The following is a 23,801-nucleotide window of genomic DNA, read 5'->3' on the forward strand; positions in this document are numbered from 1 at the left end:
TATACCTCTCCCTCTGTGAATGCTATACTAACTGGTAAGAACATTTTGTTTCTTATCCCGGTCTTGTAGCTCAGTTGGGAGAGCACCACCTCGACAAGGTGGGGGTCGCTGGTTCGAGACCAGTCGGGACCATTATTTTAGTAAGCTCACAAATGTTGTTATATCAATGTTTGCGGGCTTTTTCTTTTTGGAAACTTTTTGCCTTACATTTTATTTTGTTAGCATATAACAAAATAGCTTAAAGAACATGAATAATTCGTGTTCTTTAAGCTTTTTCAAAACCTTATTTACTTCTCGAACGGTTCAGCTTAACGAATGTAAGTGCGGTAAAAATACTTAAGCATATTATTACATTGATCAGGCGGACATTTTAGAGAGACGCTTTTCTTTATACACTAAACCTTGCGCTAAAAAAGCCGCGCCTATCATTTGCATGACTATTTTCACAATCACTTGACCCACTATAGCTGCAGGTACGGCTACCCAAGGGATAAAGCCTGCACCCATTGGACTTAAGCCGACAACGACAAAAATAACTGAGTCTAACAAGCCGCCTACAATTCCACTATAAAACACACGCCACGCCATCGGTAATTTTAAACGTGTATAAATTTCTGTATCTGTCGTTTCAGCTACTAAAAATGACAAGGCGGAAGCTGCGACGATGACTAATGTATCTCCTAATGAATAGGACACCGCCGCTGATAAGACTAACGCCAGGAAAATAAAGAGGTATGTCTTTTTGCGGCCATATTTATTTTGAACAAGGTCTCGGAAAATAAATGTCGCCCCAATAAAGAAGGAGCCCATCGGTACAAGAAACATCCCGAATTCAAGTGGCATGAATCTCGCGGTTACGACATTTGCTGTAACAATTGATACTAAATAAAGTAAAACTCTTATCATAAAATCCCCCTATTTTAACGATTGTTCATAAGCTTCCATTCCTTGCAGACGAAGCTTACATGCCGGGCACTCCCCGCATCCATCCGCAATGATTCCGTTATAGCATGTCAATGTTTTTTGACGTACAAAGTCAAACGCACCTAGCTGATCTGCTAAAGCCCATGTCTCGGCTTTATTAATCCACATGAGTGGCGTATGAATAACAAATGATGTGTCCATCGATAAATTTAATGTGACATTTAAGGATTTCACAAAGGCATCGCGACAATCCGGATAGCCACTAAAATCGGTTTCACATACACCTGTCACAATATGCTTTGCGCCAATTTGGCTTGCTAAAATTCCTGCGAAAGATAAAAAAACTAAATTACGGCCCGGCACAAACGTAGAGGGAAGCTCACCTGCCACGCCTTCTTGTATTTCGATATCGTCACGCGTCAAAGCATTCGGTGCTAACTGATTTAAGAGCGACATATTTAAAATATGATGGCGTACGTTCAACTCCTGTGCAATCTGTTTCGCACACTCAATCTCGAGTGCATGCCGTTGTCCATAATCAAAAGTAACGACTTCAACCTCTTTAAAGTTTTTTAAAGCCCAAAACAAACATGTTGTACTATCTTGCCCGCCACTAAATACAACAACGGCTTTCTCTTGTTTCATTCATTTTCTCCTCTTTCTTAAACCAAAAACAGCACTAAGAGGCAGTACTGGTTGATCTTAGTTTTTTATAGAGGGTTGTTAATAACCGCTCTTTGCAAGCAAAGTATTGAGAAAAAAATTATCGATTATCAATTTTTTCAGGATATAAATCATGATTCATTAAACGATAGTTTGCTATTTCTTCATATTTCGTACCTGGACGACCGTAGTTGCACCATGGATCGATTGAAATACCTCCACGTGGCGTAAACTTGCCCCATACTTCAATATAGCGGGGATCAAGAAGTTTGATTAAATCATTCATAATAATATTTACACAATCTTCGTGGAAATCACCGTGGTTGCGGAAACTAAATAAATACAACTTCAGGGACTTACTCTCCACAATTTTTTTATCGGGAATATATGAAATATACATCGTTGCAAAATCCGGTTGCTGCGTAATCGGACAAAGACTTGTAAACTCCGGGCAGTTAAACTTCACAAAATAATCACGGTCTACATGTAAATTGTCTACAGACTCTAATACTTCTGGTGCATAAGCAAATGTGTACTTTACATTTTGATTTCCTAATAATGTTAAATCCTCTAATCCTTCTGTTTGGTGACGACCAGACATAAAAAAACCTCCCTCTATAAATGTTGATGTATCAATGGCTCACGCCATTTTAGAGTGTCAAAAAAATATTCTCCCGACACGTACATCTATCTTTATTTTGTAATTATTGATTTTTTTAACAATATATCTGAAAGCTTCGCTAAAAGATGAACCATTAATTGGTAATGTTCCTCCTGATCCTGTGCTGTATATTGATGCACTTTTGGATCTCTGCGTAGCTTATGATGACGGACCCTCCCATGTCTCTAGGCGTCTGATTGCGCGTACATTCCTTCGTTCGGTCTATTCATAAGGCAGAGGCTGGCGATGCTCCTTTAGGGACTCGTTTAATTAATCACGGTCGGATGGGGTAAATAATGCCGGCTTCTCCGTGTCATCCTCTTGGTTAAACTTTTGATGAAGTACGCTTAAGCAGCTGTTTGGAGACTGGCAAAATCGTTCATCATTTGTTGTTCATTAAACATGGTTTTCTTTTTACATAAGGCATGTAAAATCTTCAGTAACTTCCCACATAACACGACGATGGACTGCTTTTTTCGAAGCGGATTGACTGTACGTGTTGTGTAGTATTCATGTAATTGTTTGAATGCTGGATTATGCAAGATTAAAGGCATCATGACTCGGAAGAGGAGGGCGCGAAGTTTTCTTCTACCTCGTTTAGAAATCCGTTTTTGTCCTTTTTGCTGACCGGAAGAGTTTTCACGCAATGTGAGTCCCGCTAGTTTAATTAATTGGCGTGGATGTGTATATTGCGTTAAAGAACCAATCTCTGATAGTAAATCGACAATCGTGACATCCCCGATTCCAGGTACCGATGCTAAATAGTCATAATCCGTCATTTGTTTGGCTAACTCTGCGAGTTGACTTGTTAAGTCGTCTAGTTGTGCTTGCATCAATTTGTGCTGGGAAAGAAGCGTGGCGATTTCGAATTTGGCCATCACTATACCTTCTGTCAGTCCGATTGAGCTTTCTGCTACCTCGACTAATTGTTTTGCCTTTGGTAGCTGTGGGCTTTTCAGACCGTCTACCTGGCGATATAAAAATAGTAACTCTTCTGGTGATTTGCCTACAATATCTGTTGGTAATGGTGTTTTTTCAAGTACCGCATACGCCATTTTCCCAAAGCTTTTAAACACTTGTGTGAATTCAGGAAAAAAGCGATCCAGCCAACGAATCATGCGATTTTGTAGGGCATTTAAGTCTTCTTGAATCTTTGAACGTAATGTCGCACCATTTCGTAACTCCGCTTCGATACCTTCGAGATGTCGTGGATAGCTGAAGCGACCATCTCGCATGAGGCGAGCAATGACAAGTGCGTCTTTTTGGTCATTTTTCGTTTGAAGATTGTCGTCCAATTCCTTGGAACGATTGACGTGCATTGGATTGACCATCACGAATGGTATTCCGTAGCTTGTCAGAAACGCCGCCAAGTTCATCCAGTAGTGTCCTGTTGGCTCAAAACCAACGAGGATTTCCTGTTTTTCATGAGTGGTTTTTAGAGCGAGTAAGCGCTCATAAAAGCCTTCAAATCCAATGCGTGACTGTGTAATAGGAAATGATTTTTGGAGCACTCGGCCTCGATCATCAATAGCGCAAGCAAAATGTTTGTGCTTCGCAATATCGATACCGATTACTAGTGTATTTTCAGAAACTTGATTAATTTTTTCATTCGTATTAAAATTCATTGTTGTAAGTCCTCTCTGTGGATGTGCGAGTCAATTTTCCGGTTGACACTCAAGCATCATACAGGAGGGCTTTTTTGTTTTCAAGTCCCCGAAAATCCTTCTAACAGGAATGCTCCTTAAGTTAATACCGGAGTATTCCAAGGAGGGTGAACTATAACATCTCTAATCAAACTACTGGAGGCATAAAAAAAGCCACATCCAATATGGACATGGCGTAATATACATGTATCCATAGTTTTTTATAGAGGGTATCAGCTATGAACCTCTCCTGAACAACTCAGGTATTTCAATAATTTACATTGTAGTATATATAGTTCTTACTGTAAATCAATATTTTCAAAATTATGCTTTTCTCCACATCCCAGGATGCCTATCAGTAGGATTCATCTTAAAGAGAGATACAAGTTTGCTCTTAATCCATTACAAGACCGCCATCAACGACTAAATTCTGCCCAGTGATGGCACTTCCCCAAGGAGATGCAAAGAATAATGCCACTTCCGCTAATTCTTTTGGTGTTGTCACTCTTTGTAAAGGGGTTGTGGTTTCAATCAATTGAAATACTTCTGCTGTTGTCACTTTACTCGCATCCGTTTGTTTTAAAAGTCCGCCAGACATCATATTGACAGTAACGCCATACGCCCCTAACTCTTTCGCCATGTTACGTGTAAATCCGAGCAATGCTGCTTTAGCGGTTGTATATTCATGATAAGCTACTACCGGATTCTGAAATAAGTTTGTCCCAATATTGATAATACGACCAAATTCCAGTTCTTTCATATCCTCAATGCATGCTTGAATACTATTTAAAGCACCCTTAATCGTTCCTTCAAATTGCTTATTGTAATCGGTCCATTGAAGCCCAAACACATTTTTTTGTGTGAGTGGATTAAATTCAAAATCAATTAATGCATTATTAACAATAGTAGTTATCGGTGTATGAAAATACTCTTTTGCCTTTTTAACCATTTGCTGCACTTCTTGTTGATTGCGGATATCTGCTTGTAAAGCGATAACTTGAGAACCCAAACTTTGTGCTAAATGTTGCGCTTTTTCCTCACTCTTATAATAATTCAGTACGACATTAGCTCCCTCTTTGACAAATGCTTTTACGAGTTCTTCTCCAACACCTCTACTTGCGCCTGTAACTAAAACGGTTTGTTCATGTAATTTCATCATCATTTCCCCCTACTTATTTTTTGTTAGTTGTTTGAATAACCAGACCATTTTCAAACTTCCCATAAAACTCTATCCATTTTCCTCCTCGCTGGATTTAGATGGACGTATGTGCAAAAAACGTCTCTATTAATATAGAGACGCCAAAAAAGTGTATACTACACCTATAATTGCTCCCTACGTCAGTATTAACTGTCAGGTTCTAAGGGTCAGGTTTTAACCTTCTCAACACGAATGTGTCCCCCTGCAATTAAAGTATTTGCAAAAGAAAAGCTCCACGTAAAATACGCGGAGCCATAGTAAGTACAGAAAAAACTATTATGTACTTTGCTCCCTACGTCCGTATTAACGGTCAGGTTCTAAGGGTCAGGTTTTAACCTTCTCAACACAGCTGTGTCCCCCTGCAAATGCATTTAATTAGTTTGATTCTATCAAAATGGGTTCAATAAAACAAGTAATCATAAGTTAAACTAGAAATAGCCTACAGTATAGATATTTAATATTACACATTTACCCCAATCTTTATCACGCCCAATAAACGAAATTCTCATTAATTTAATCAGCATCTGTTTGCGTTGCTTTTTCCTATTTAAAAAAGCAATAGAGAAATGATAACGGACGAGTTCAAAACTAAACATGTGAATATTGTATTGCACTTCTGGTGGTCTATAAAAGATAACTATATCTCTCTTAAATTTATATTCTCTTAATTTTCTTTAACTGTGATTCTCTTATTATCTCTCTTTTCCCGTGGGTAATTTCGTTATAAGTATAATAAGTATGGGACTGCATATTACCTTCTTTTGGAATTGGTAAATGGTTCAAATTCTTTTCGATTTTTAGAATATAAAACTTATAATCTTCCTTTTCACCAAATCCAAAAGTATATTTCCGTTCATTTATATAACCTCGAAGTCGCTCTTTAATATCAGTGTTTAAAAAGCTGATCTGCTCATATATATTTTGTTCTTCAGGCTTTAAAACTAGCTCATTTTCAATACTGTATAATGTATCCATAACACCACCGACTTTTCTGAACGTCATATATTGTGCTTCCTTATATGTCCTCGGATGAGGATGGGCGTGTATTAGATACTTTTTAATCAAATCCATTGTTTGTGCAGCTGGTAAGGATATAACTTCTTTCATTGATTTACCCCCTTCATTAATGCAAAAAATTGATGAGCATATGCTAATAGGTCTTTCTTTATACCTTTAAAATCTTGCTGTAAATTTAGAGATACGACATAAATTGGATTACCTTTAATGTGATAAATATGATTTGGTTGATTTAATGCGGTAGTTTTCGCATAAAGTATCATACCTGCTACCGTTTCATCTGGATCATTTTTCCAATTATTTACATACGTAAATATTTGATAAAGATTACCAGATTTTTGTTTTGCAACCCCACCTTTAAACCTTGCTACCATATTCTCAGAATAAAATTTAGTATCCACTATCAAAGTCATTTTATCTTTCTTAAGTACAAGATCAGTTTGCATAATCGGTAAAGCATCTGTGAATTCATCATCAACATTCCAATGAATTTGGGGGTGAGATACATTATATTTCGTTTCACGTTTGAAAAATTCATAGATGAACTTTTCATATAAAGTTGATAGTCTTTGTTCATCTTGAACCTCTTTCATTAGTTGAGATGTAGAACTTTCATCAAATAATAATTGCTCATATAGATATCTACATACATCTACAATAAACTGGTAGCGAATATCTTGGCGGTTATATCTCACGTTTTTCCATAGCTTCAAATCTAACTCTACATCTGATACCTCTGTAAAATACGGCAGCAAACCGTAAAACAATCTACGCATTTTTCGACTTATTTTATTTGAACGAGATAGGTAAACGAGTGTCGCTTTAATAATTTGATTCAACAATATATTTTCTGAGAATTCATCATAAACCACTGAGATTTTCTTATTTACCAATGTATTTTTCTTTATCGTGGAATTGATATCAATTTTCCCCTTAATAACATTGGAAGTCTCTTCAATGCTTATATAATCTTTACTTAATCCTCCGCGAATCAAAACAGGTATACCAATCATTAAAATTTCTGCGTATAGCTCTTTGATGTCCTCAAACTTTTCTGTCCCGATTTGTTTATACTCAGAAAGACTTAACGTTTGATATGCATAGGAAAGCATATAGTATATATTACGAATAGGAATATTATTATTTCTCTCCATCGTAACAACCTCTTAGTCGCTCAGCCCAATGATTTACCTTCTGCTCATCATCAAACCAATACTCGAATAACTGTGGAATAATTTCATATTCAATAACTTCCTCTACTCGATTTGTAGCATCTACTTTATAAGCATCCCCTACAAAATAGCTATGTCCAATTTGAAAGCCTGTCCCTAGTTCTTCAACAATTTGATTATTTAAAGTTTTGATTTCATCAATGATACGTTTTAAAACGTCTGGATTATTTAATTCATTTACATACAACTTAAATGTCTCATTTTGGAACGCCGGTTTAATTTCAAAAAACGAGAATCTTCTTCTAAGTGCATAATCTAATAAAGCTAAACTTCTATCTGCCGTATTCATCATTCCAATGATATATAAATTCGAAGGTACAGAAAACTTCTCGTTAGAATAAAGAAGATTGATTTGCTCACCTCGCTTATCAGCTTCGATTAGCATCATCAATTCCCCGAATATTTTACTCATATTCCCGCGATTAATTTCATCAATAACAAAAAAATAATCTCGTTCTGGATCTCGTGCTGCTTTTCTAGCAAACTTCACAAACGGACCTTGTTTCAGTTCAAATCCATCTCCTTCAGCTTTTGGACGGAACCCTTCAATGAAGTCTTCATAACTATAGCTTTGGTGGAACTGAACCATATGGATACGAGTTTCATCCTTCTCTTCCATCATGACATACGCTAACCGTTTAGCAATAAATGTTTTACCTACTCCTGGTGCCCCTTTTAAAATAAGATTCTTCTTATTTTCAAGTAGAGAAATTAGACGTACAAGCTCCTTCTTATCAATAAATACAGCCGAAAGAAAATCATCCATAGTAAATGTTTCATTTTCTTGGACCATAGGCTTAGATTCAATAAAACGAATGTAGTAATCAATTGAACTGCCTGAAACGCCTTTATATTTTTTGTAGGAATCATCTGATAAAACGATATCTTTTAACAGTTTCAGTTGCTCAATATCTGATTCACCAAAAATGGCAGCTTCAAAATGGCGTTCTATTTCCTTTAATGCATTTACTTTTTGCTTAACTGTTTTATCGTTTAAGCTAGCTCCTGTATCTGTAATTTGATTGGATAACCAAGTTTGAAACTCATTTACTTCAGCAATTTTTGGATCAATAAAATCTTCATTCATTACTTTGTCTATTTCTTGAATAAAATTTGGATAATTATTTAAACATGTTAATGTTTTTTGAGCAAAAGTCTGATGTAGCTCCCACTTTCCGACTTGAAGCCACTTTACTGTTCTTCTATGTTTATACTCTGATGCTTCATAATCGAAGTAGTAATCTCCCGTAACAACTCCACGTGCGAGAATTTTTTTTATTCCCTCTTTCACATATATGATGTCACCTATTTTAATGTCACTATAGAAATCCCACACAGCCTTAGTATCATGAACGGGACGCACCCCATCTGCTCTTTGCTCAGCTATTCTACGTTCAACAGCTTCTTTTAAACTATAGTTCTTAATATCACCTAAATAGTCCCAACCAATGGCAATTACATTATCGTTGTGAAACTTCTCCCATAATCTAGAGTTTTCACCCGGTGAAATCAACCAATAATTAACACCTTTATCAATTTCATCTTCTTGATTTGCAATTTTCTTCTCTTTTTTAGGATAAATTAACGTAGGATTTTCAGCATAATATAAAAATATTAAATACGAGCGAATTAAAACACCCCAGTCAGGTATCCCACCTAAATTATCCGGTTTACTTCTTACACCGCGATTAAATTCATCTTCCGCATAATTTTGTCTAAATTGAATTCTTGTTGTACCAAACTTTTCGGGATAGTGAGGCGTACCTCTACCCGTCACGAATTTCTCAATATCCTCATCATTTTGTTCAGTCATTTGTTGATAAATACCTTTAAATTCTGAGTAAGATTGATACTCAAAGAAATTTCCTTTATAGCCGATAGCTAATCCGAACTTTTCTAACAGTTGTCCAAGTTTTTCAAGATATGGTGCGTACCAAACCCCTGTTTTTTCCCCTAAGTTTTCCGTCACCCAATCTTTATATTTTTCTTTTTGATTATTCACAACATCATTCATAGCCTACCTCCAAAAGTTTTATAAATATATGTATTCTTAAATCATCTTACTATACAATGTAAAATGTTACCAAATAATATACTGAGGAATTCGCGGGCACACTTGTTTTGGCTAATTCCCATCTTGCCTACGAAGTTCAGAACTTACACCCCAAAACACATGCACATTACGAGCTCATTAAAAATATAGGTATAAAACTTATAATACAGTTATTACAGAGAAACAAAAAAATGTTACACAAACCACTTGTGTTTTTTTGTGCTTTTATTTAACGATATTGAATGTAACTGTATACAAGGAGGCGATTATCTTGAATAAACGGAATAATACATTGTTTCTAACCTGTGTTTTCGGTTTTCTTATAGGTCTTTTCTTTCCATTTTCAAAAACAATGGGTCTCTCATTTGAACGCTTATTAGTTTATTTGTTTGGGGAAGACAGCATTTGGTCTGGACTTTTTTCACTCTTCTTAATTGCTATATTAGTTTTGAGCCTAAGGAAAATTATCTCCAAAACAGCTTCTTAAAAACCTTCAAAACGCTACAGTACAGCTAAAAAACCTTCGAAATGATGATGTACTATCACTTCGGAGGTTTTATTCGTTCCCTATATATCATTATACGACGTGAGATAGACACCGTTTAAAAGCTTATTTCCACTAAAAAAGGTTATGGTACGTTTTTTGAGCTTGTACCATAACCTTTTCTATTTACTTAATAGGGATTTTCACAATCGCTCTTGTCTCTTTTTCATTTATTGCCTCAAGCGTAATCGATCCATTATATTTATTAATTGTTTCTTTCACAATAAACAGACCTTGTCCTCTAACTCTTCCATTCTCTACTTTTTTCGTTGAGTAACCTTGTTTAAAAACATGATTTACATCAGGCAGCTTTCGCCCAACGTTCGTAATCGTGAACGTATAATTTAACTCGTCTGCTTTACAGCTAACTGAAATTTTACGAAGTTCCTCTGGTAACTCCATTGTCGCTTCTATCGCATTATCAATTATATTCGATAAAATATTGATTAAATCAATCGTTTTTATGTGATCAAATGGATTATCATCAACAGTTATCTGCATATCAATTTGTTGATTTTGACATGTTAATTTTTTTGTTTGCAGCAATATTGCTAACCCCGGATGATCAAGATTCAATTTAATGGATTCGATTGTCTGAATGTCTTTAGACAAAGAATCAACATACTTTTTCGCTTGATCTACCTCACCCATATGGAGAAACCCATGTAAAACTTGAATATGATTAACGTAATCGTGTCTTAATGACGAAACAGAAGCAATTAATGTTTTAATTTCCTTTTGATATGTAGATTCCGTAGATCCAACTTCTTTTTGATACCACTTTTGTAAAAGTAAGAAAGAAATAATAACGATAATAACAAAAATTCCACTCAGTACTAATAAAGAAATATTACTTTTAATAACTGTTTTTTTAATCCCGTCAAGTGTATCCGTACTAATATCTATAGTAAGGTAGCTGATGATTTCCCCTTTTTCATTTATAATAGGAGTCCCCACCGTTATATAATGTGGACCATATTTCATATCATCTAAAACTCCTGTTACAAATTGCTTTCCTTCCTCGTATGCTAGTTTCACCTGAGCCTCTGGTACAGTACAATCTTCACCTATTGGAAAATCATTTGGATCATCCTTGTTTTCAGGATAACCTACAATCAAAGCTGTCGAAACAGTAGGATTGTTTATTTCCACTGTATAGATGTATAATACACCTAGCTTTTCTCGGGCATCATTTAAATAATCTCGTATTGTCCAATAGTCTTCATCACGATTCCGTTCTTTTAAAAATCGCTCATATGTTTCCAAATCAATTGCCTTAGCAATGGATTTGGCAGATTCAAGACTCTGGTTAGCAATCGCCTCTTCGACATTATCTCCAATTTTTATATAGGAAGTATACATAGTTATTCCAATAAAGAATATGACTAATACGATAGATAACACCATGATGAGCCTTAATTTAAAACGTCTCATATCAATAACAATCCTCCTTACTTTTTGCTTTAGCTCATCCCACCAACTGATGAAATAAGGGCAATTTCAATTAATTGCTCTCTTCTTTGTAACAATGAAAAACACTTCAATACCATTAAGTACGTATCTTTCAATTAATAATCTGTATAAAATCTATAGTTATTTATATTAATTCAATATAAAAGCAACAAAAAACAGTATAAATGTTCTAAATCCTTTTGTCCAAAAAACTTTTATATTACTAAATACTGGAATCGTTTATTTTTCTCTTAACTTAAGGTTAATTCTTCTTTTATAGAATATTTTTAATTAGAATTAAAATCGGAACATTTAATTGAATACCCAAACGCAAAAGCTAGAAATTATGTTAGCGCTATAGCTTTTTCTTCACCACAAGTATAAAGTGTCAATCTTAGTTCATTTTCTTCTAACTCAGTCACTCCAATAAAAAAAGATTCCCCTGACCAGGAGAATCACATCCCAAAAACAACAAAATTGTAAATTCAGCCTTTGTCGTTTTCTTTGTATTATTACATTGTACGGAATACTAAAAAAGAAAAAATAGTGAACATAACAATAAGAGCTATATGCCGCCACTTAAACATTTCAAGTAAACCTATAAACTCTCGTGTAAATGCATTGGGCACATAGTAAAAAGCCGTTTTTGAGCCTACTCCATTTGCTCTTAACTTTGCTCGTTTTGCATAGTAACTAGCACGCAAAGTATGATAGTTATTCGATACAAAAATTCCCCGTGCCTCCGCGCCAAATCGCTCCATAAGGATTTTTTTCGAGTAAAGCATATTCTCAAATGTTGTTGTCGATTGATCTTCAATGACGACTGCCTCATCCGGAATATCAGGATAATACTTATGAATATATTGCTTCATTGCATAGCTTTCGGCTACTTTCTCGTCACTTCCTTGGCCCCCTGATGTAATGATTAAAGGATATCCACCGTATTTTTTATATTGCTGGACACCCTTTACAATTCGGCTTGCAAGGAGCGGCGGTACTTGGTCACCAATTAAGCCAGATCCCAGAATAATTATGTAATCTGGTCTATAAACAATCGGTCGCCAATTATAAAGAACTAAGTAAATCGCTGTAGCTGAATACATCATGGTAAAGTAAACAAATAGGCCAAACACATAGAAAAATCCGGCTTCGCTATACTTATTGCCGGTGCTCGGATACATCGAATAAATATAGTAGACTAGTACAATATTAACTGCAACACCAATCAAACCAATAAATAAATTCGACTTTTTGCGTCCTTCCTTTTCAAGTAAAACTTTACTATTAAAATAAGTTAAAACGGACATCGTTGCCATAACAAGCGGGATGAAGGCAAAAACAAATACATAACCCGTAATGTTGACAACCTGCTCGCTGAAATCTTGATTAAAAAATATTTTTTCCGTGTAATAAAGCAAATTGATTAACAAAATAATTGCTAAAATATAGATATTATTATACCAACGAGGTTCAATAATAAAAAGTGCAATAATGATGAAAATTAAAAATACCAACCTAGCTCCTCCTAGTTCACTTTAAACCATTATTATACAATGCTTATTCCAGCTGCACTATCTATTTAAAAAATAATTATTGGCACGGATTAAAATACAAACAAACATTGCTCCAGAAACTCTTTTTTAATCAATAGCATTCACCTTCATCAAAATCGAGTACGACAGGTTCAAAATCAAGATTATTTTCCTGCTGTCTTGTAAGCGCATCGTTTAAATAGCTTTCAAAATTCCCTGGTCGGAATAAGGTGATCGGTCTTAAATATTTGTTCATCTGCGGATCGTTCTTCCAGTTTCTCACTTGTTCATCAATGACTAAGTAGCAGTCTTCTGCTGTGTAACCTTCCTTTAAAATCGCTTTGATCATTCGGATGTTTGTTTTGGAACTTCCATTAAAATTCTTTTTGGCCTTTTCATTAAAGTAATCGATGATGTCTGCAATCTCCATATTGCGGTCGATATTCGGTTTCGTCTCTTTCTTCTCGGGCAAGCTCGGCTCTTCAGGAAACAGCTCCTCCTGTGTATAAATTTCCCTCTCAAGTAGCTGATTAACTTTTTTATAATCAATCCGGTACCATTTCGAACGGTCTGTATTGAAGCGGTTAAATTTGTTTGATGAAACGATGATTTCATAGCGTTCCAGTTTCGTGATGAGTCGTTTAATCTTCGTTTTATCCCAATAGAAGCATTGCTTTGACCATCCTTGATACGTTTGGCGATACCATATATGTCCCTCTTTCTTCATACCTTGCGTTTCGATCCGGTAGTAAAGTTGCTGAAGGAACAGCGCCTCTTCCACTCCGATGCGTGCTGCCAAGTTCGGTGATATAAACAGATGCCTTTCGTTAACTAATAACTTCATGTTTCCATCCTCCATTTTTTTGTCTTACTCTTTATATGTCTTTGTAAATCAAAAAAAGGGACAAGCAAAATAAAAATAATTTTCACGGAGAGAAAATTATTAAAGGCCATAAAGAAAAAAACCACTAGGTTGCGTTTTTAACGCAACAATATATATCTTTTAAATTATTTAATAAATTATTAATTCTTTTTGAGGGGATTTTTTTGAGCGCAAGTGGATGGGATTTATAAATCCCTTCCAGAAGAGATGAAAGCAGCTGATGAGAGGGGAATTATTTGTCCGAGGAAGAAACAAGAAATAGCTCAGGATTTGCTTGTCGGGAAATGGGGAGGATTCTATTTTAAAATAATAAATCATAGCGCCCTGAAACGCAGAAAAGAGCCTTTCCATAAAGTGATGGATTTGTCCCTGTTAAAATCCAACCCTTTACTTCATTTACTGTATCCATTTCATTTTCCTCCTTTTGGTATAAAGAACGCATCATATTACGATATTTTCCGGGTGGCATTCTGTATAGCTCTTTAAAAGCACGTGTAAAAGCTTCTTGTGATTGAAATTGACATTCAAACGAAATATCAAGGATTTTGTAGTCCGTATGGAGCAACAGAAAATCAGATATGGCAAGGCGTCTTTTCCGAATATACTCGCCAATCGTCAAACTAGTTTCTTTTTTAAACTGCCGCGTCAAATAAAATTTCGAATAACCGATCTTTTCTACATAATGTTCCAACTGCCACGTTGTTAATAGGTTCTCCTCTAATGTATCCACGATTTTTTGGACGATTTCACTATACATAACTGCTCACCTCAAGACTAAGTATACGGAAGGGAAAAAGAATTTTTTGATAATTATTGCACTGCTGTAAGTATAAGGGTTAACAAGATTTCACTTATGCGCCGCAGAAATTTTATGTATGTTCATGTATCTAAAACCAAAATCTACAACAGCTTAAAATTTTGAATTCTTTCACTAGAAAATACTTAAAAGTTCATCCAAACTTTTAATTTCATTATCATATTGACTTACTTGCCCAAATCCGTATTTAGCAAATATAAAAGGTATTTTAGCAAATCTAGCTGCATTTAAATCCCCTTCCGTGTCACCTACATAAACCGGATTTAATAAGTTGTTTCTATCAATCACTAATTTAATATTTTCACCTTTTGACATGGCAGTTCTTCCATGGCTTTCAAAATCCAAAAAATACTTTTCAAGTTTATGATATTTGTAAAATGATTCTATGTAGCCATCTTGGCAGTTACTAACAATATATAGTTTATACTTTTGAGAAAGCTCTTTTAGGACATTCTCTGCATTTGGATAGAGGACCCCGCCATATTTTTCTATGAAAGATTGTTCTAATTCGCAACAAGCATTTACTAGTTGTTGCCGTTCCGTATAACTTAAAGCAGGAAAGAGCTTTCTACTTATTTCATTCATCTGTAATCCCATCGTACCTTCAAAGTCTTCCCTGGTTAATTCATTGATTATTTGTTTATTGTTTCTTATTACGCTGTTCCAAGCACTAAGTACTGTGTCAATTGGATCCCAGAGAGTTCCATCTAAATCAAATATTATGCTATCCAACTAAAATCCACTTCCTTCTAAACGAGTTTCATAATCAATTTTAATATCCTAATATTACCATTTGTAAATTGTAATATATAGTCACTTTTTAAGTACGGTATTTATCAACTTCAATTTCACACTTTCTTCCTACTAATGAGAGATCCCCACCAGCATGCTCCTCCTTTTCACTTCTGCTGATTTAGAGCAAGTTAAAAGACTTAAGCCTGGTGGGATACCGGACTTAAGTCTTTTAATTTTACCTAATTCATTTTTTTGGTTAAATTTTTGCTTTTGGGTGTGTAAAAATCATCAAAATTATTATTTAATCATTAATACGGGTCTGCCTCATGGCTCTTCTTCACTGCATCTTTTGTAGCTTCATTTGCAGCGATCGTGCCTTGACCATATTTAGAAATGCCTGATTCCCGGCCTGGTAATTTACCTTCCTTAGCCATCTTTTCGATTTCTTTCATTTTCTTTTCAGTTGCTTCCTTCACACGGCGGCCGTATTCTTCGTCAGCCTGTGTAAAGTGATTGTACATCGCTTCCTGAATGCGCGGGTCACAGATTGCAAGAGCATCCGATAAGTTATTAATGAGCTCATCACGTTCCCAGTCTTCAAAGCTGCGGTATGTTTCCCCTGCTTGACCATAGTTATTCGGGCGGTCAATAGGCTCACTCATTAATGACGCATTATAAGATGGCTGATGTGGTGGATAAGCTTTATCCCCTGCATCACGGTAGCCACCAATCATTGACGGCTCATAATTGATATGTGGGTTATCACCGGATTCTTTTGGATCACGCGTATCCATCTGACCGCGATGCTGGTTTGTACGAACCGGTACTTTTGGTGCGTTAACTGGCAATTTCAAATAGTTTGCGCCGACACGGTAACGCTGTGTATCTGAGTAAGAGAATGTACGACCTTGAAGCATTTTGTCATCTGAGAAATCCATTCCGTCTACTAGAACACCCGTACCGAATGCAGCCTGCTCAATTTCTGCATGGAAGTCTTCCGGATTGCGGTTAAGTACCATACGACCTACAGGCAGCCAAGGGAACTTATCTTCCGGCCAAAGTTTTGTATCATCAAGCGGATCAAAGTCCAGTTCCGGATGATAGTCGTCCTCCATAATTTGGACGAATAGCTCCCACTCTGGATACTCTCCACGTTCAATTGCTTCATATAAGTCCTGAGTTGCATGTCCTACGTTTGTCGCCTGAATGGAGTTTGCCTCTTCTTGTGTCAAGTTGCGGATACCCTGTTTTGGCTCCCAGTGATACTTCACAAGTACAGCTTTCCCCTCTTCATTAACCCATTTATATGTGTTAACACCTGAACCCTGCATATGGCGGTATGTCGCCGGAATACCCCAAGGTGAAAACAGGAATGTAATCATATGCGTCGCTTCAGGTGAACGTGAAACAAAGTCAAACATACGCTGAGGATTTGGTACGTTGGAAGCCGGATCTGCTTTAAAAGCATGAATCATATCAGGGAACTTCATCGCATCACGAATAAAGAAAATCTTTAAATTGTTCCCTACAAGATCCCAGTTACCATCTTCCGTATACATTTTCACCGCAAAACCGCGTGGGTCGCGTGCAGTCTCAGGCGAATCCTTTGCACCTGCTACTGTAGAGAAACGCACCATAAGAGGCGTTTGTTTTCCGGCACCAGAAAAGACTTTGGCACGGGTATATTTTTCAACCGGCTCATCTCCAACCTTGCCGTAAGTTTCAAAATAACCGAAAGCACCTGTACCACGTGCATGCACTACACGTTCAGGTACTTCTTCGCGGTCGAAATGTGAAATTTTTTCAATGAAGTGGTAATTTTCTAAAGTTGCTGGTCCTCGGTTACCCACTGTACGGATATTCTGGTTGTCTCTTACAGGGTGTCCTTGACGAGTAGTTAGAATTTCACGTTCCCCATCTTCTTTTTTCCCAACATTTTTGTCTTTGTTCTCTGCCACAATAAAACCTCCTCTAAAATACATTACAAATAAACACTGATAATAAAAATTTTAACCAACCATTATGCTTTATACCCGTATTTATCAGTTTATATTCAAAGATTGGAAAATTATTCCGAGAAAATTCTGTATTGCTAATTTAATAGTTCATTATAAAACTTTAATAGTGGCGTATTTATCGGGTTAGTAATTATCAATTATGTAAAATTAAAAAATCCCTCAAATTAAAAGCATAAGCTCTTAATTTAAGGAATTTTAAAGGTTAGAGTTACTTTGAAGGAAGAATTGCCTTAAGTCACTATGCATTTACTTACAATAATTACCTTGGCCCATTTCGATCTAAAATGGCGGATGTATTATCTTCAAGTAGGTTGTTCAAAGTTGTTGTTGTACTATCCCTTGCATATACATGTTCTTTCCCTAAAGGAATATCCGTAGTTTGAACTTCCGATGCCTGTGCTAATAAAGCTTCGCTATCGTTTTTGGTCATGCCAAAAGCTTCACTTATTAGTTCGGCTCCTGATTTTCCATGATTCGCCTTCGAAATTTTCTTCCCCATAATCCCACCTCCTGTATATAGAATGTGTGATGGTTCATTATTTATGTAAAATATATAGGAGGTTTCGTTTACCAGCATTTTAACTCTTCTTCCTATCGCCTTTTAAAATATTTCTTTCGCGATAAGTTCATAGGATCGAATCCGGTCTTGTGGTGAATGTGTAATCGTATTAATCATTATTTCATCTGCGTGGTATTTAGTTTTTAACTCAAATAATTTCTGTTTCACTTCTTGAGGATTGCCAATAATTATTTTTTGTCTAACTCTTTCCAATGTCTCTTGATCTTTTTCCGTTAGTTTATACTGCTTAGCTTCGCTTATAGAAGGGACCCCTTGTTTGCGTTCCCCCTTTTCCATTTGTAACAACCAGATGAGATAGCTTGCTGCAACTTCTTCTGCTTTTTCTGTCGTCTCGTCGCAAATAACGTTAACTGTAACGATGACTTGTGGTGTTTCCCCATCTTTTCTTGGGCGAAAGCTATCAATATAGTCCTTAATAATAGCTGTTCCATCTTCATCGCTCATAAAATAACCGAAAGTATACGGCACACCATTTTCTGCTGCAAGTACAGCACTTTTTTTACCAGTGCCAAGAAGCCAAGGGATTGGCGGATTTTCAGGTATGGGAGAAGCCGATAGCTTTGAATATACAGCCTCTGTCGGAAAATCATCATCTAAAAAATGTAGTAAGTCTCTCAGTAAGGAAGGAAAGTTCCCGACATTTTTTATAAAGTTACCGGATAAAGCTGTCATCGCTTCAGAAGATCCACCTGGCGCTCGTCCAATCCCTAAATCAATACGATTAGGAAATAGTGTCGCTAACGTATTAAAGATTTCAGCAACTTTGTATGGTCGGTAATGAGGCAACAGAACAGCACCCGACCCAATACGAATTCGATTCGTGTTAGCTCCTATATAGCTTAGCATCACTTCTGGTGCAGGACATGCCAGTCCGGATAAATCATGGTGTTCGGCAATCCAGTATCTTGTATATCCGAATTTCTCTCCTGCCTGCGCTAATTTCAATGACCAATTTAAAGCATCTTGTGGAGTTTGATTTGAAGAGATCGGTGATTGATCCAAAATGCTTAATTTCATATTATTTTTCAGCCCTTTTCTTCCACTAAGGTTAATTTATATTGTCCTACCTGATCTTTTTCATACAAATTTGTAATGGAAGTGGAGTAGTTATAAATTGTTCCTCTAAACATTATATCTTTTTCAGGAATCTTCACGTCAAATGTTCCGTTGTAAAGCAACGTTGCAATATCATGATAATCTTCACTTGTTACATCAAAAGTGACTGAAACTGTATAAAGTCCTTTTTCTTTTCCTTCTTCAAAATTACTCAATTGAATTACTCTGTCGTCCAACATTATTTTACTGACCATAAAAACACCCCTTATATAATAATTTAAATCGGATCATCTATTCATTATAGTATACTTGGCAACATTATCTGAAGAATCGCTCCTCATTGTTGAAACGATATCTATTAAATCTCTTTTCGGTAAATATATCTACCCTATATAAAAAGTAATAATCATCTTAAGGTAAAATACATTGTGGCCTTTACTTTCTATCGGCCGTTGTTAAATACTTCATTCCTAATATACGTTTCATTTCCTCACTCACCCAGTTGCGTAAAGCAATGTTTCCGTAGCTTCTCGTTTCATCGTATCCTCTAAACAAAATAAAATAAGAGGTCATATAATCATCAGATTTTTGCTTTTCAATTTTACATCCTTTCTTGTATAGAAAGTCCCTTAACTTTTTAAATTCATGGAAAGTTTCATTAATTTTGTTATCGTACCACTCTTCAAGTACGTCCTTCATTTTTAATTCAGAAATGCAATCTCTATCACGCTCAAGTGTTTTCAAAAATAATTCCAGTACAATGTACCGGTGAATATCATCGCTAAGCTTCATGAATTCTTTATGCATATAGACCACTCGCTTTACTGGTTGATGGATATACTGCTATTACTATTCTATACAGGAACATTTGTTTGTATGCATAATTGAAATTGTAAATAGATTCTATCCATCCGCAGGAAAAACTTCCAATGAAATTTCGGGTATTTTTCATAGCTGTTTAAGCCATTCTAACTTTTGTTAAGGAGGTGAGCAGCTGTGGAAAATAATAAACTTAATATTAAACGTCAGCGAAATAACAACAACAATAACAACAATAATGAATTTGAATTCGGTGAAGATTTCAACTTCGACAATTTAAATGATCAAAACCAAAATAACCGCAACAACAATAACAACAATAACCTTAATAAGAAAAATAAAAATAACAATAATAATAAGTAATATTACTAATACAGTCTCCCTTAGGGGGGATTGTATTTTTTCATTTTCACGAACATCTTTAATGGTCAGGTTTTTGAAATTCAAAAGGCACCTCGACATTTATATATAAACGAAGCAGCCCTTTACCTTTCCACTGGTAAAGGGGTGCTTAATTCTTTAAATAAAATTCAGCTTTAGAGTTTGGATTTATGTGCAATAAGCAGATGAAAGAGCTTCAAAACGGGAATAATTTAAGCATTCCAAAAAACTACCTTTGTATAAAAACAATGAGTGTGGAGAAGAATAAAGTTCATTGAATGCTTTCTTGTAAGTTTTTGATACATACATCCGAAATCGATATTAATTATGTCGATTTTTAGTATGAGCATCTTTCTTGAAGAAATATTTAAATAGGAATAATATAGTTATTGAAAGTTATTCTCACTATTCGGAGGGGTTTAATATGAATAAAGCACCAATTACAGTTAACGCTATTATTAATGGCGAAAAAATACAAACAGATAAAAAAATTACGCGTGAAAATCCAACACACCCTGATCAAATTGTTGGATACGCTCCAAATAATACGAGAGAGGAAACAATTCAGGCAATTGACGCAGCTTACGAAGCCTTTAAAACTTGGGCTTGGAGTGATGTTGAGGATCGTATCGCAAGAATGCAACGTGCCATTCAGAAGTTAAAAGACGCAACGCCTGAAATCGCTGAGTTATTATCACGCGAACATGGGAAAGCGTTATATGATGCTCAAGGGGAAATTGCTGTTTCTCTTATGTGGATGGAATTCGCAGTAGAAAACGTGAAAAAAGTGACAGCTCCTGAGAATCGCAAACATGAAACAGGTCGAACAATCATTACTCATGACCCAATCGGTGTTGTATCTGCGATTACGCCTTGGAACTACCCGATTTCCCTTTCAACAATCAAAATAGCACCTGCTTTGTTAACAGGTAATACAATGGTACTAAAACCAAGTCCATTCGCGCCTTTAGCGGTAAGTCGTGTAGCCGAAATTATTGCTGACGAATTCCCTGCAGGTGTATTGAACTTAGTTAATGGTGATGCAGAAGTTGGCATTGAACTTACATCCAACCCGAAAGTTGCCAAAATCGCTTTCACAGGTGGGACAAATACGGCTAAACATATTATGAAAGCCGCATCTGAAACGATTAAAAAAATGACCCTGGAACTTGGCGGTAATGATGCAGCAATCGTATTAAATGATTTTGATGTTAACGATGAACGTGCCTTACGAAGAATGGTTATTGCCAACTTCCTAACAGCTGGCCAAATTTGTATGATTGCAAAACGTGTCTATGTCCACCGTTCAATCTATGATGCGTTTGTTGAAAAATATATTGAAGCCGCAAACAAATGGATTAAAGTAGGCGACCCATTCAATCCAGATGTTACAGTTGGTCCGGTTAATAATAAAAACCAAGTAGAATATGTAAAAAGTTTAGTGGAAGATGCCAAAAATAAAGGGGCAAAAATTATTCCATTAGGAACAATTCTAAACCCGGAATTAATGGATAACGGCTACTTCTTACAACCAACACTTGTGTTAGGTGCAGATGTACATGACCGTGTAGTAGTAGAGGAACAGTTTGGCCCTACTGTACCAATCCTTCCATATGATGATGAAGAACAAGTGATTGAATTACACAATGAGAGCATATACGGTCTAACAAGTTCCGTTTGGGGAGAAGAAGAACATGCTATAAAAGTGGCTCGTCGCATTGAAGCAGGTACAACAATGATTAACACTGCCGCAATTCAAGGGCTGGATGTTCGTTTCCCATTTGGCGGAGTGAAACAATCAGGCGTAGGTCGCGAATACGGATTAGATGGCATCAAATCTTATACAGAAACTCATGTCATCAACCTGCCAAACGACTTAGAATTACCTTATATTCCTGAATAAAAGCTATTTCTAATGTAAGCCCGAAATATAAAAAATAGCGCACCTTCACGGTACGCACGACGAACGGCCAGCTAACTGAAATTTTTTTCAGTTAGCTGGCTATTTTGCACATGTGGCTTGAATATTTTCTGACCATGGCATGTAATTATGTAAAATCTCAGGTTGTTGATGAAACGATATATTAGGTAATTCCGTCATCAGCTTTACCAAGTACTGATAAAAATCAATTCCGTTTGCTTTGGCCGTTTCAGCCAAACTCAAACAAATGGCATTCGCATTAGCACCTGCTTCACTCACGGAGAAGAGCCAGTTTTTGCGACCAATGACATTTGGACGAATGGCATTTTCAGCGGGATTGTTATCAATGGCGACATACCCATTTTCAAGGAAAACCTTTAACTCCGATGAACGGCTTAATGTATATTCAGCTGCTTTCGCAATGGCATTTTTACCGAAGAAAGGCGAACGATCAATCCAATCCATAAATTCATCGACGATCGGTTTTGCTTCCTGTTGGCGAACTTGCACGCGCTCTTCCGGTGAAAGATGTTTGATTTTTCGTTCGATATGAAACAGCCGATCGCAATACTGCACGCCTATTCGTCCATTTTTACTATCGGCTTTTAGCCAATAACGGCGTACGTGAGCCCAACAGTTGGCGAATTGAACATGAGGTAATTGACCGTAAGCTGAATACCCATCACAGATCACAGTGCCTTTGAATCCCTTAATTAAATCTTCTAATACAGCGCGCCCTCGAGAAAGAGCGCTCTTAAATAGAACGATAATGGGACCTTCACTTTGTACACTGCGACATACCCAGTTATAAGCGTTTGATTGAGCTGGCTTTCCATCTGAACGCTTAATTATTTGTGCATAGGTTTCATCTATATGCAACACAGATTTTGCCGTTAATAATTGGTTCATCAAATTATAAAGCGGTTGAAGCCAATCCTCTGCCACACGTATTACCCAATTGGATAGATTTTTATCATTTGTATGTAGTCCATGGCGCTCCCATTCATTTACCTGACGGTAAAGAGGTAAGTACTGGATAAACTTATCGTAGATAAGCTTTGCCAAAACAGTAGGACCGGCAATGCTTCTTTGGATTGGACCTTGCGGTGCTTTACCTCGTTTAATTTGAGCTTTTAGTAGGGCATCGTTTTTACACGTTTTGCACTCATACACATGTTCAAAATGTTGCACACGCTTCAGGGAGGCTGGAATAAATTTTGCCTCTTCACGTATCAACGTTGAACTGAACTCTACCATCTCCCCAAGACAGCAGTCACAAGCTAAGTTGGCTGGGTGATGATGAATTTCTTCAATTTCTATATCCTCATGAAACGAGTCATTTCGTTTTTTATTTGTCTTTTTACGAGTAACCGTATAACTAACCGTTTCGGTGCTTTGTTCTTCTGTTTGCTCAGGTTCGTTAAAAGACGGATCGTCTTCAAATAATGAGCCTTGTCCATCTGGTGCTTGATACTTTGATTTTTCTGATTTAGAACCGTATAAAGCTTTTGTTAATTGGCGAATTTGTTCAGTCAATGCTTCAATTTGTTTGGTTAAATTTTTATTTTGTTCTTTTGTGTAGGCTAATTGTTCTTCCAATAATTGAATCACTTTTTCATTTGAAGCGTTTCCCAAATCATTCACCACATTTCGTTCAATTTAAGTTATGAAT

21 protein-coding genes, 1 tRNA gene and 3 riboswitches are annotated in these 23,801 nt (G+C 36.3%); of the genes, 3 read left to right on the plus strand and 19 right to left on the minus strand.

Features of this window, described 5'->3' with window-relative positions; all coding sequences use genetic code 11:
• Nucleotides 1–59 precede the first annotated feature (59 nt).
• Nucleotides 60–132 (plus strand) — tRNA-Val (locus tag MKY71_RS09555).
• A gap of 225 nt (nucleotides 133–357) precedes the next feature.
• Here the strand turns inward: MKY71_RS09555 and MKY71_RS09560 are convergent.
• From MKY71_RS09560 to MKY71_RS09645, 18 genes are all read right to left on the minus strand, one after another.
• A complete protein-coding gene (locus tag MKY71_RS09560) occupies nucleotides 358–903 on the minus strand; it encodes a VUT family protein (RefSeq protein ID WP_340733627.1) in 546 nt (181 codons plus the stop codon).
• A gap of 12 nt (nucleotides 904–915) precedes the next feature.
• Complete coding sequence (gene queC, locus MKY71_RS09565) at nucleotides 916–1,569, minus strand: 7-cyano-7-deazaguanine synthase QueC (protein WP_340732369.1); 654 nt, start codon at nucleotides 1,567–1,569, stop codon at nucleotides 916–918.
• A gap of 118 nt (nucleotides 1,570–1,687) precedes the next feature.
• Nucleotides 1,688–2,188 carry a preQ(1) synthase gene (gene queF, locus MKY71_RS09570; RefSeq protein ID WP_079527139.1) on the minus strand — a complete coding sequence of 167 codons (501 nt, stop codon included), beginning with the start codon at nucleotides 2,186–2,188 and terminating at the stop codon, nucleotides 1,688–1,690.
• Nucleotides 2,189–2,595: 407 nt separating this feature from the next.
• Complete coding sequence (locus tag MKY71_RS09575; RefSeq protein WP_340732245.1) at nucleotides 2,596–3,873, minus strand: IS110 family transposase; 1,278 nt, start codon at nucleotides 3,871–3,873, stop codon at nucleotides 2,596–2,598.
• Between the two features lie 225 nt (nucleotides 3,874–4,098).
• A riboswitch (PreQ1 riboswitch) is annotated at nucleotides 4,099–4,145 on the minus strand.
• 140 nt (nucleotides 4,146–4,285) lie between these two features.
• Nucleotides 4,286–5,047 carry a 3-oxoacyl-ACP reductase gene (locus tag MKY71_RS09580; protein ID WP_340732370.1) on the minus strand — a complete coding sequence of 254 codons (762 nt, stop codon included), beginning with the start codon at nucleotides 5,045–5,047 and terminating at the stop codon, nucleotides 4,286–4,288.
• A 157-nt stretch (nucleotides 5,048–5,204) separates the two neighbouring features.
• A riboswitch (TPP riboswitch) is annotated at nucleotides 5,205–5,303 on the minus strand.
• A gap of 58 nt (nucleotides 5,304–5,361) precedes the next feature.
• A riboswitch (TPP riboswitch) is annotated at nucleotides 5,362–5,460 on the minus strand.
• A gap of 283 nt (nucleotides 5,461–5,743) precedes the next feature.
• Nucleotides 5,744–6,196 (minus strand): hypothetical protein, encoded by a 453-nt coding sequence (locus MKY71_RS09585; RefSeq protein ID WP_340732371.1) that lies wholly within the window; start codon nucleotides 6,194–6,196, stop codon nucleotides 5,744–5,746.
• Entirely contained in the window at nucleotides 6,193–7,260 is a 1,068-nt protein-coding gene (locus MKY71_RS09590) for a 5-methylcytosine restriction system specificity protein McrC (RefSeq protein WP_340732374.1), read from the minus strand. The genes MKY71_RS09585 and MKY71_RS09590 overlap by 4 nt, the downstream gene beginning before the upstream one ends.
• On the minus strand, nucleotides 7,247–9,352 hold the full coding sequence (locus MKY71_RS09595) for an AAA family ATPase (protein ID WP_340732375.1): 2,106 nt from the start codon (nucleotides 9,350–9,352) through the stop codon (nucleotides 7,247–7,249). The genes MKY71_RS09590 and MKY71_RS09595 overlap by 14 nt, the downstream gene beginning before the upstream one ends.
• A gap of 709 nt (nucleotides 9,353–10,061) precedes the next feature.
• Nucleotides 10,062–11,369 (minus strand): Spo0B domain-containing protein, encoded by a 1,308-nt coding sequence (locus MKY71_RS09600; protein ID WP_340732377.1) that lies wholly within the window; start codon nucleotides 11,367–11,369, stop codon nucleotides 10,062–10,064.
• A 530-nt stretch (nucleotides 11,370–11,899) separates the two neighbouring features.
• Entirely contained in the window at nucleotides 11,900–12,901 is a 1,002-nt protein-coding gene (locus tag MKY71_RS09605; RefSeq protein WP_340732378.1) for a YdcF family protein, read from the minus strand.
• Between the two features lie 130 nt (nucleotides 12,902–13,031).
• Nucleotides 13,032–13,763, minus strand: a complete 732-nt coding sequence (locus tag MKY71_RS09610; protein ID WP_340732379.1) for a conserved phage C-terminal domain-containing protein — start codon at nucleotides 13,761–13,763, stop codon at nucleotides 13,032–13,034.
• 340 nt (nucleotides 13,764–14,103) lie between these two features.
• A complete protein-coding gene (locus MKY71_RS09615) occupies nucleotides 14,104–14,559 on the minus strand; it encodes a helix-turn-helix transcriptional regulator (protein ID WP_340732380.1) in 456 nt (151 codons plus the stop codon).
• 174 nt (nucleotides 14,560–14,733) lie between these two features.
• The gene (locus MKY71_RS09620; protein ID WP_340732381.1) at nucleotides 14,734–15,351 is read right to left on the minus strand and encodes an HAD family hydrolase; all 618 of its coding nucleotides are present in this window, start codon (nucleotides 15,349–15,351) and stop codon (nucleotides 14,734–14,736) included.
• A gap of 311 nt (nucleotides 15,352–15,662) precedes the next feature.
• Nucleotides 15,663–17,312, minus strand: coding sequence for a catalase (locus MKY71_RS09625; RefSeq protein ID WP_340732382.1), 1,650 nt, complete (start codon nucleotides 17,310–17,312; stop codon nucleotides 15,663–15,665).
• 319 nt (nucleotides 17,313–17,631) lie between these two features.
• Nucleotides 17,632–17,871: a cAMP-binding protein gene (locus MKY71_RS09630; protein ID WP_340732384.1), complete on the minus strand. Its 240-nt coding sequence runs from the start codon at nucleotides 17,869–17,871 to the stop codon at nucleotides 17,632–17,634.
• A 102-nt stretch (nucleotides 17,872–17,973) separates the two neighbouring features.
• On the minus strand, nucleotides 17,974–18,969 hold the full coding sequence (locus MKY71_RS09635) for an LLM class flavin-dependent oxidoreductase (RefSeq protein WP_340732386.1): 996 nt from the start codon (nucleotides 18,967–18,969) through the stop codon (nucleotides 17,974–17,976).
• 8 nt (nucleotides 18,970–18,977) lie between these two features.
• Entirely contained in the window at nucleotides 18,978–19,262 is a 285-nt protein-coding gene (locus MKY71_RS09640) for a DUF3219 family protein (protein WP_340732388.1), read from the minus strand.
• A gap of 181 nt (nucleotides 19,263–19,443) precedes the next feature.
• On the minus strand, nucleotides 19,444–19,815 hold the full coding sequence (locus MKY71_RS09645) for a hypothetical protein (RefSeq protein WP_340732389.1): 372 nt from the start codon (nucleotides 19,813–19,815) through the stop codon (nucleotides 19,444–19,446).
• Between the two features lie 189 nt (nucleotides 19,816–20,004).
• Here MKY71_RS09645 and MKY71_RS09650 point away from each other — a divergent pair, with 189 nt between their 5' ends.
• Both MKY71_RS09650 and MKY71_RS09655 read left to right on the plus strand, forming a co-directional pair.
• Entirely contained in the window at nucleotides 20,005–20,190 is a 186-nt protein-coding gene (locus MKY71_RS09650; protein ID WP_340732390.1) for a histidinol-phosphatase, read from the plus strand.
• Between the two features lie 442 nt (nucleotides 20,191–20,632).
• The gene (locus tag MKY71_RS09655) at nucleotides 20,633–22,111 is read left to right on the plus strand and encodes an aldehyde dehydrogenase family protein (RefSeq protein WP_340732391.1); all 1,479 of its coding nucleotides are present in this window, start codon (nucleotides 20,633–20,635) and stop codon (nucleotides 22,109–22,111) included.
• A gap of 99 nt (nucleotides 22,112–22,210) precedes the next feature.
• On the opposite strand, the gene tnpC is transcribed toward MKY71_RS09655, so the two are convergent.
• Nucleotides 22,211–23,773 carry an IS66 family transposase gene (gene tnpC / locus MKY71_RS09660; protein ID WP_340732393.1) on the minus strand — a complete coding sequence of 521 codons (1,563 nt, stop codon included), beginning with the start codon at nucleotides 23,771–23,773 and terminating at the stop codon, nucleotides 22,211–22,213.
• Nucleotides 23,774–23,801: the final 28 nt, after the last annotated feature.

This window comes from Solibacillus sp. FSL W7-1324, assembly GCF_038008025.1.
GTDB lineage: Bacteria > Bacillota > Bacilli > Bacillales_A > Planococcaceae > Solibacillus.

Coding starts and splice junctions, on each gene's coding strand:
- queC (WP_340732369.1), bottom strand. CDS start 1,569: ATGAAACAAGAGAAAGCCGTTGTTGTATTTAGTGGCGGGCAAGATAGT.
- queF (WP_079527139.1), bottom strand. CDS start 2,188: ATGTCTGGTCGTCACCAAACAGAAGGATTAGAGGATTTAACATTATTA.
- MKY71_RS09575 (WP_340732245.1), bottom strand. CDS start 3,873: ATGAATTTTAATACGAATGAAAAAATTAATCAAGTTTCTGAAAATACA.
- MKY71_RS09580 (WP_340732370.1), bottom strand. CDS start 5,047: ATGAAATTACATGAACAAACCGTTTTAGTTACAGGCGCAAGTAGAGGT.
- MKY71_RS09585 (WP_340732371.1), bottom strand. CDS start 6,196: ATGAAAGAAGTTATATCCTTACCAGCTGCACAAACAATGGATTTGATT.
- MKY71_RS09590 (WP_340732374.1), bottom strand. CDS start 7,260: ATGGAGAGAAATAATAATATTCCTATTCGTAATATATACTATATGCTT.
- MKY71_RS09595 (WP_340732375.1), bottom strand. CDS start 9,352: ATGAATGATGTTGTGAATAATCAAAAAGAAAAATATAAAGATTGGGTG.
- MKY71_RS09600 (WP_340732377.1), bottom strand. CDS start 11,369: ATGAGACGTTTTAAATTAAGGCTCATCATGGTGTTATCTATCGTATTA.
- MKY71_RS09610 (WP_340732379.1), bottom strand. CDS start 13,763: ATGAAGTTATTAGTTAACGAAAGGCATCTGTTTATATCACCGAACTTG.
- MKY71_RS09615 (WP_340732380.1), bottom strand. CDS start 14,559: ATGTATAGTGAAATCGTCCAAAAAATCGTGGATACATTAGAGGAGAAC.
- MKY71_RS09630 (WP_340732384.1), bottom strand. CDS start 17,871: ATGGGGAAGAAAATTTCGAAGGCGAATCATGGAAAATCAGGAGCCGAA.
- MKY71_RS09635 (WP_340732386.1), bottom strand. CDS start 18,969: ATGAAATTAAGCATTTTGGATCAATCACCGATCTCTTCAAATCAAACT.
- MKY71_RS09640 (WP_340732388.1), bottom strand. CDS start 19,262: ATGGTCAGTAAAATAATGTTGGACGACAGAGTAATTCAATTGAGTAAT.
- MKY71_RS09645 (WP_340732389.1), bottom strand. CDS start 19,815: ATGCATAAAGAATTCATGAAGCTTAGCGATGATATTCACCGGTACATT.
- MKY71_RS09655 (WP_340732391.1), top strand. CDS start 20,633: ATGAATAAAGCACCAATTACAGTTAACGCTATTATTAATGGCGAAAAA.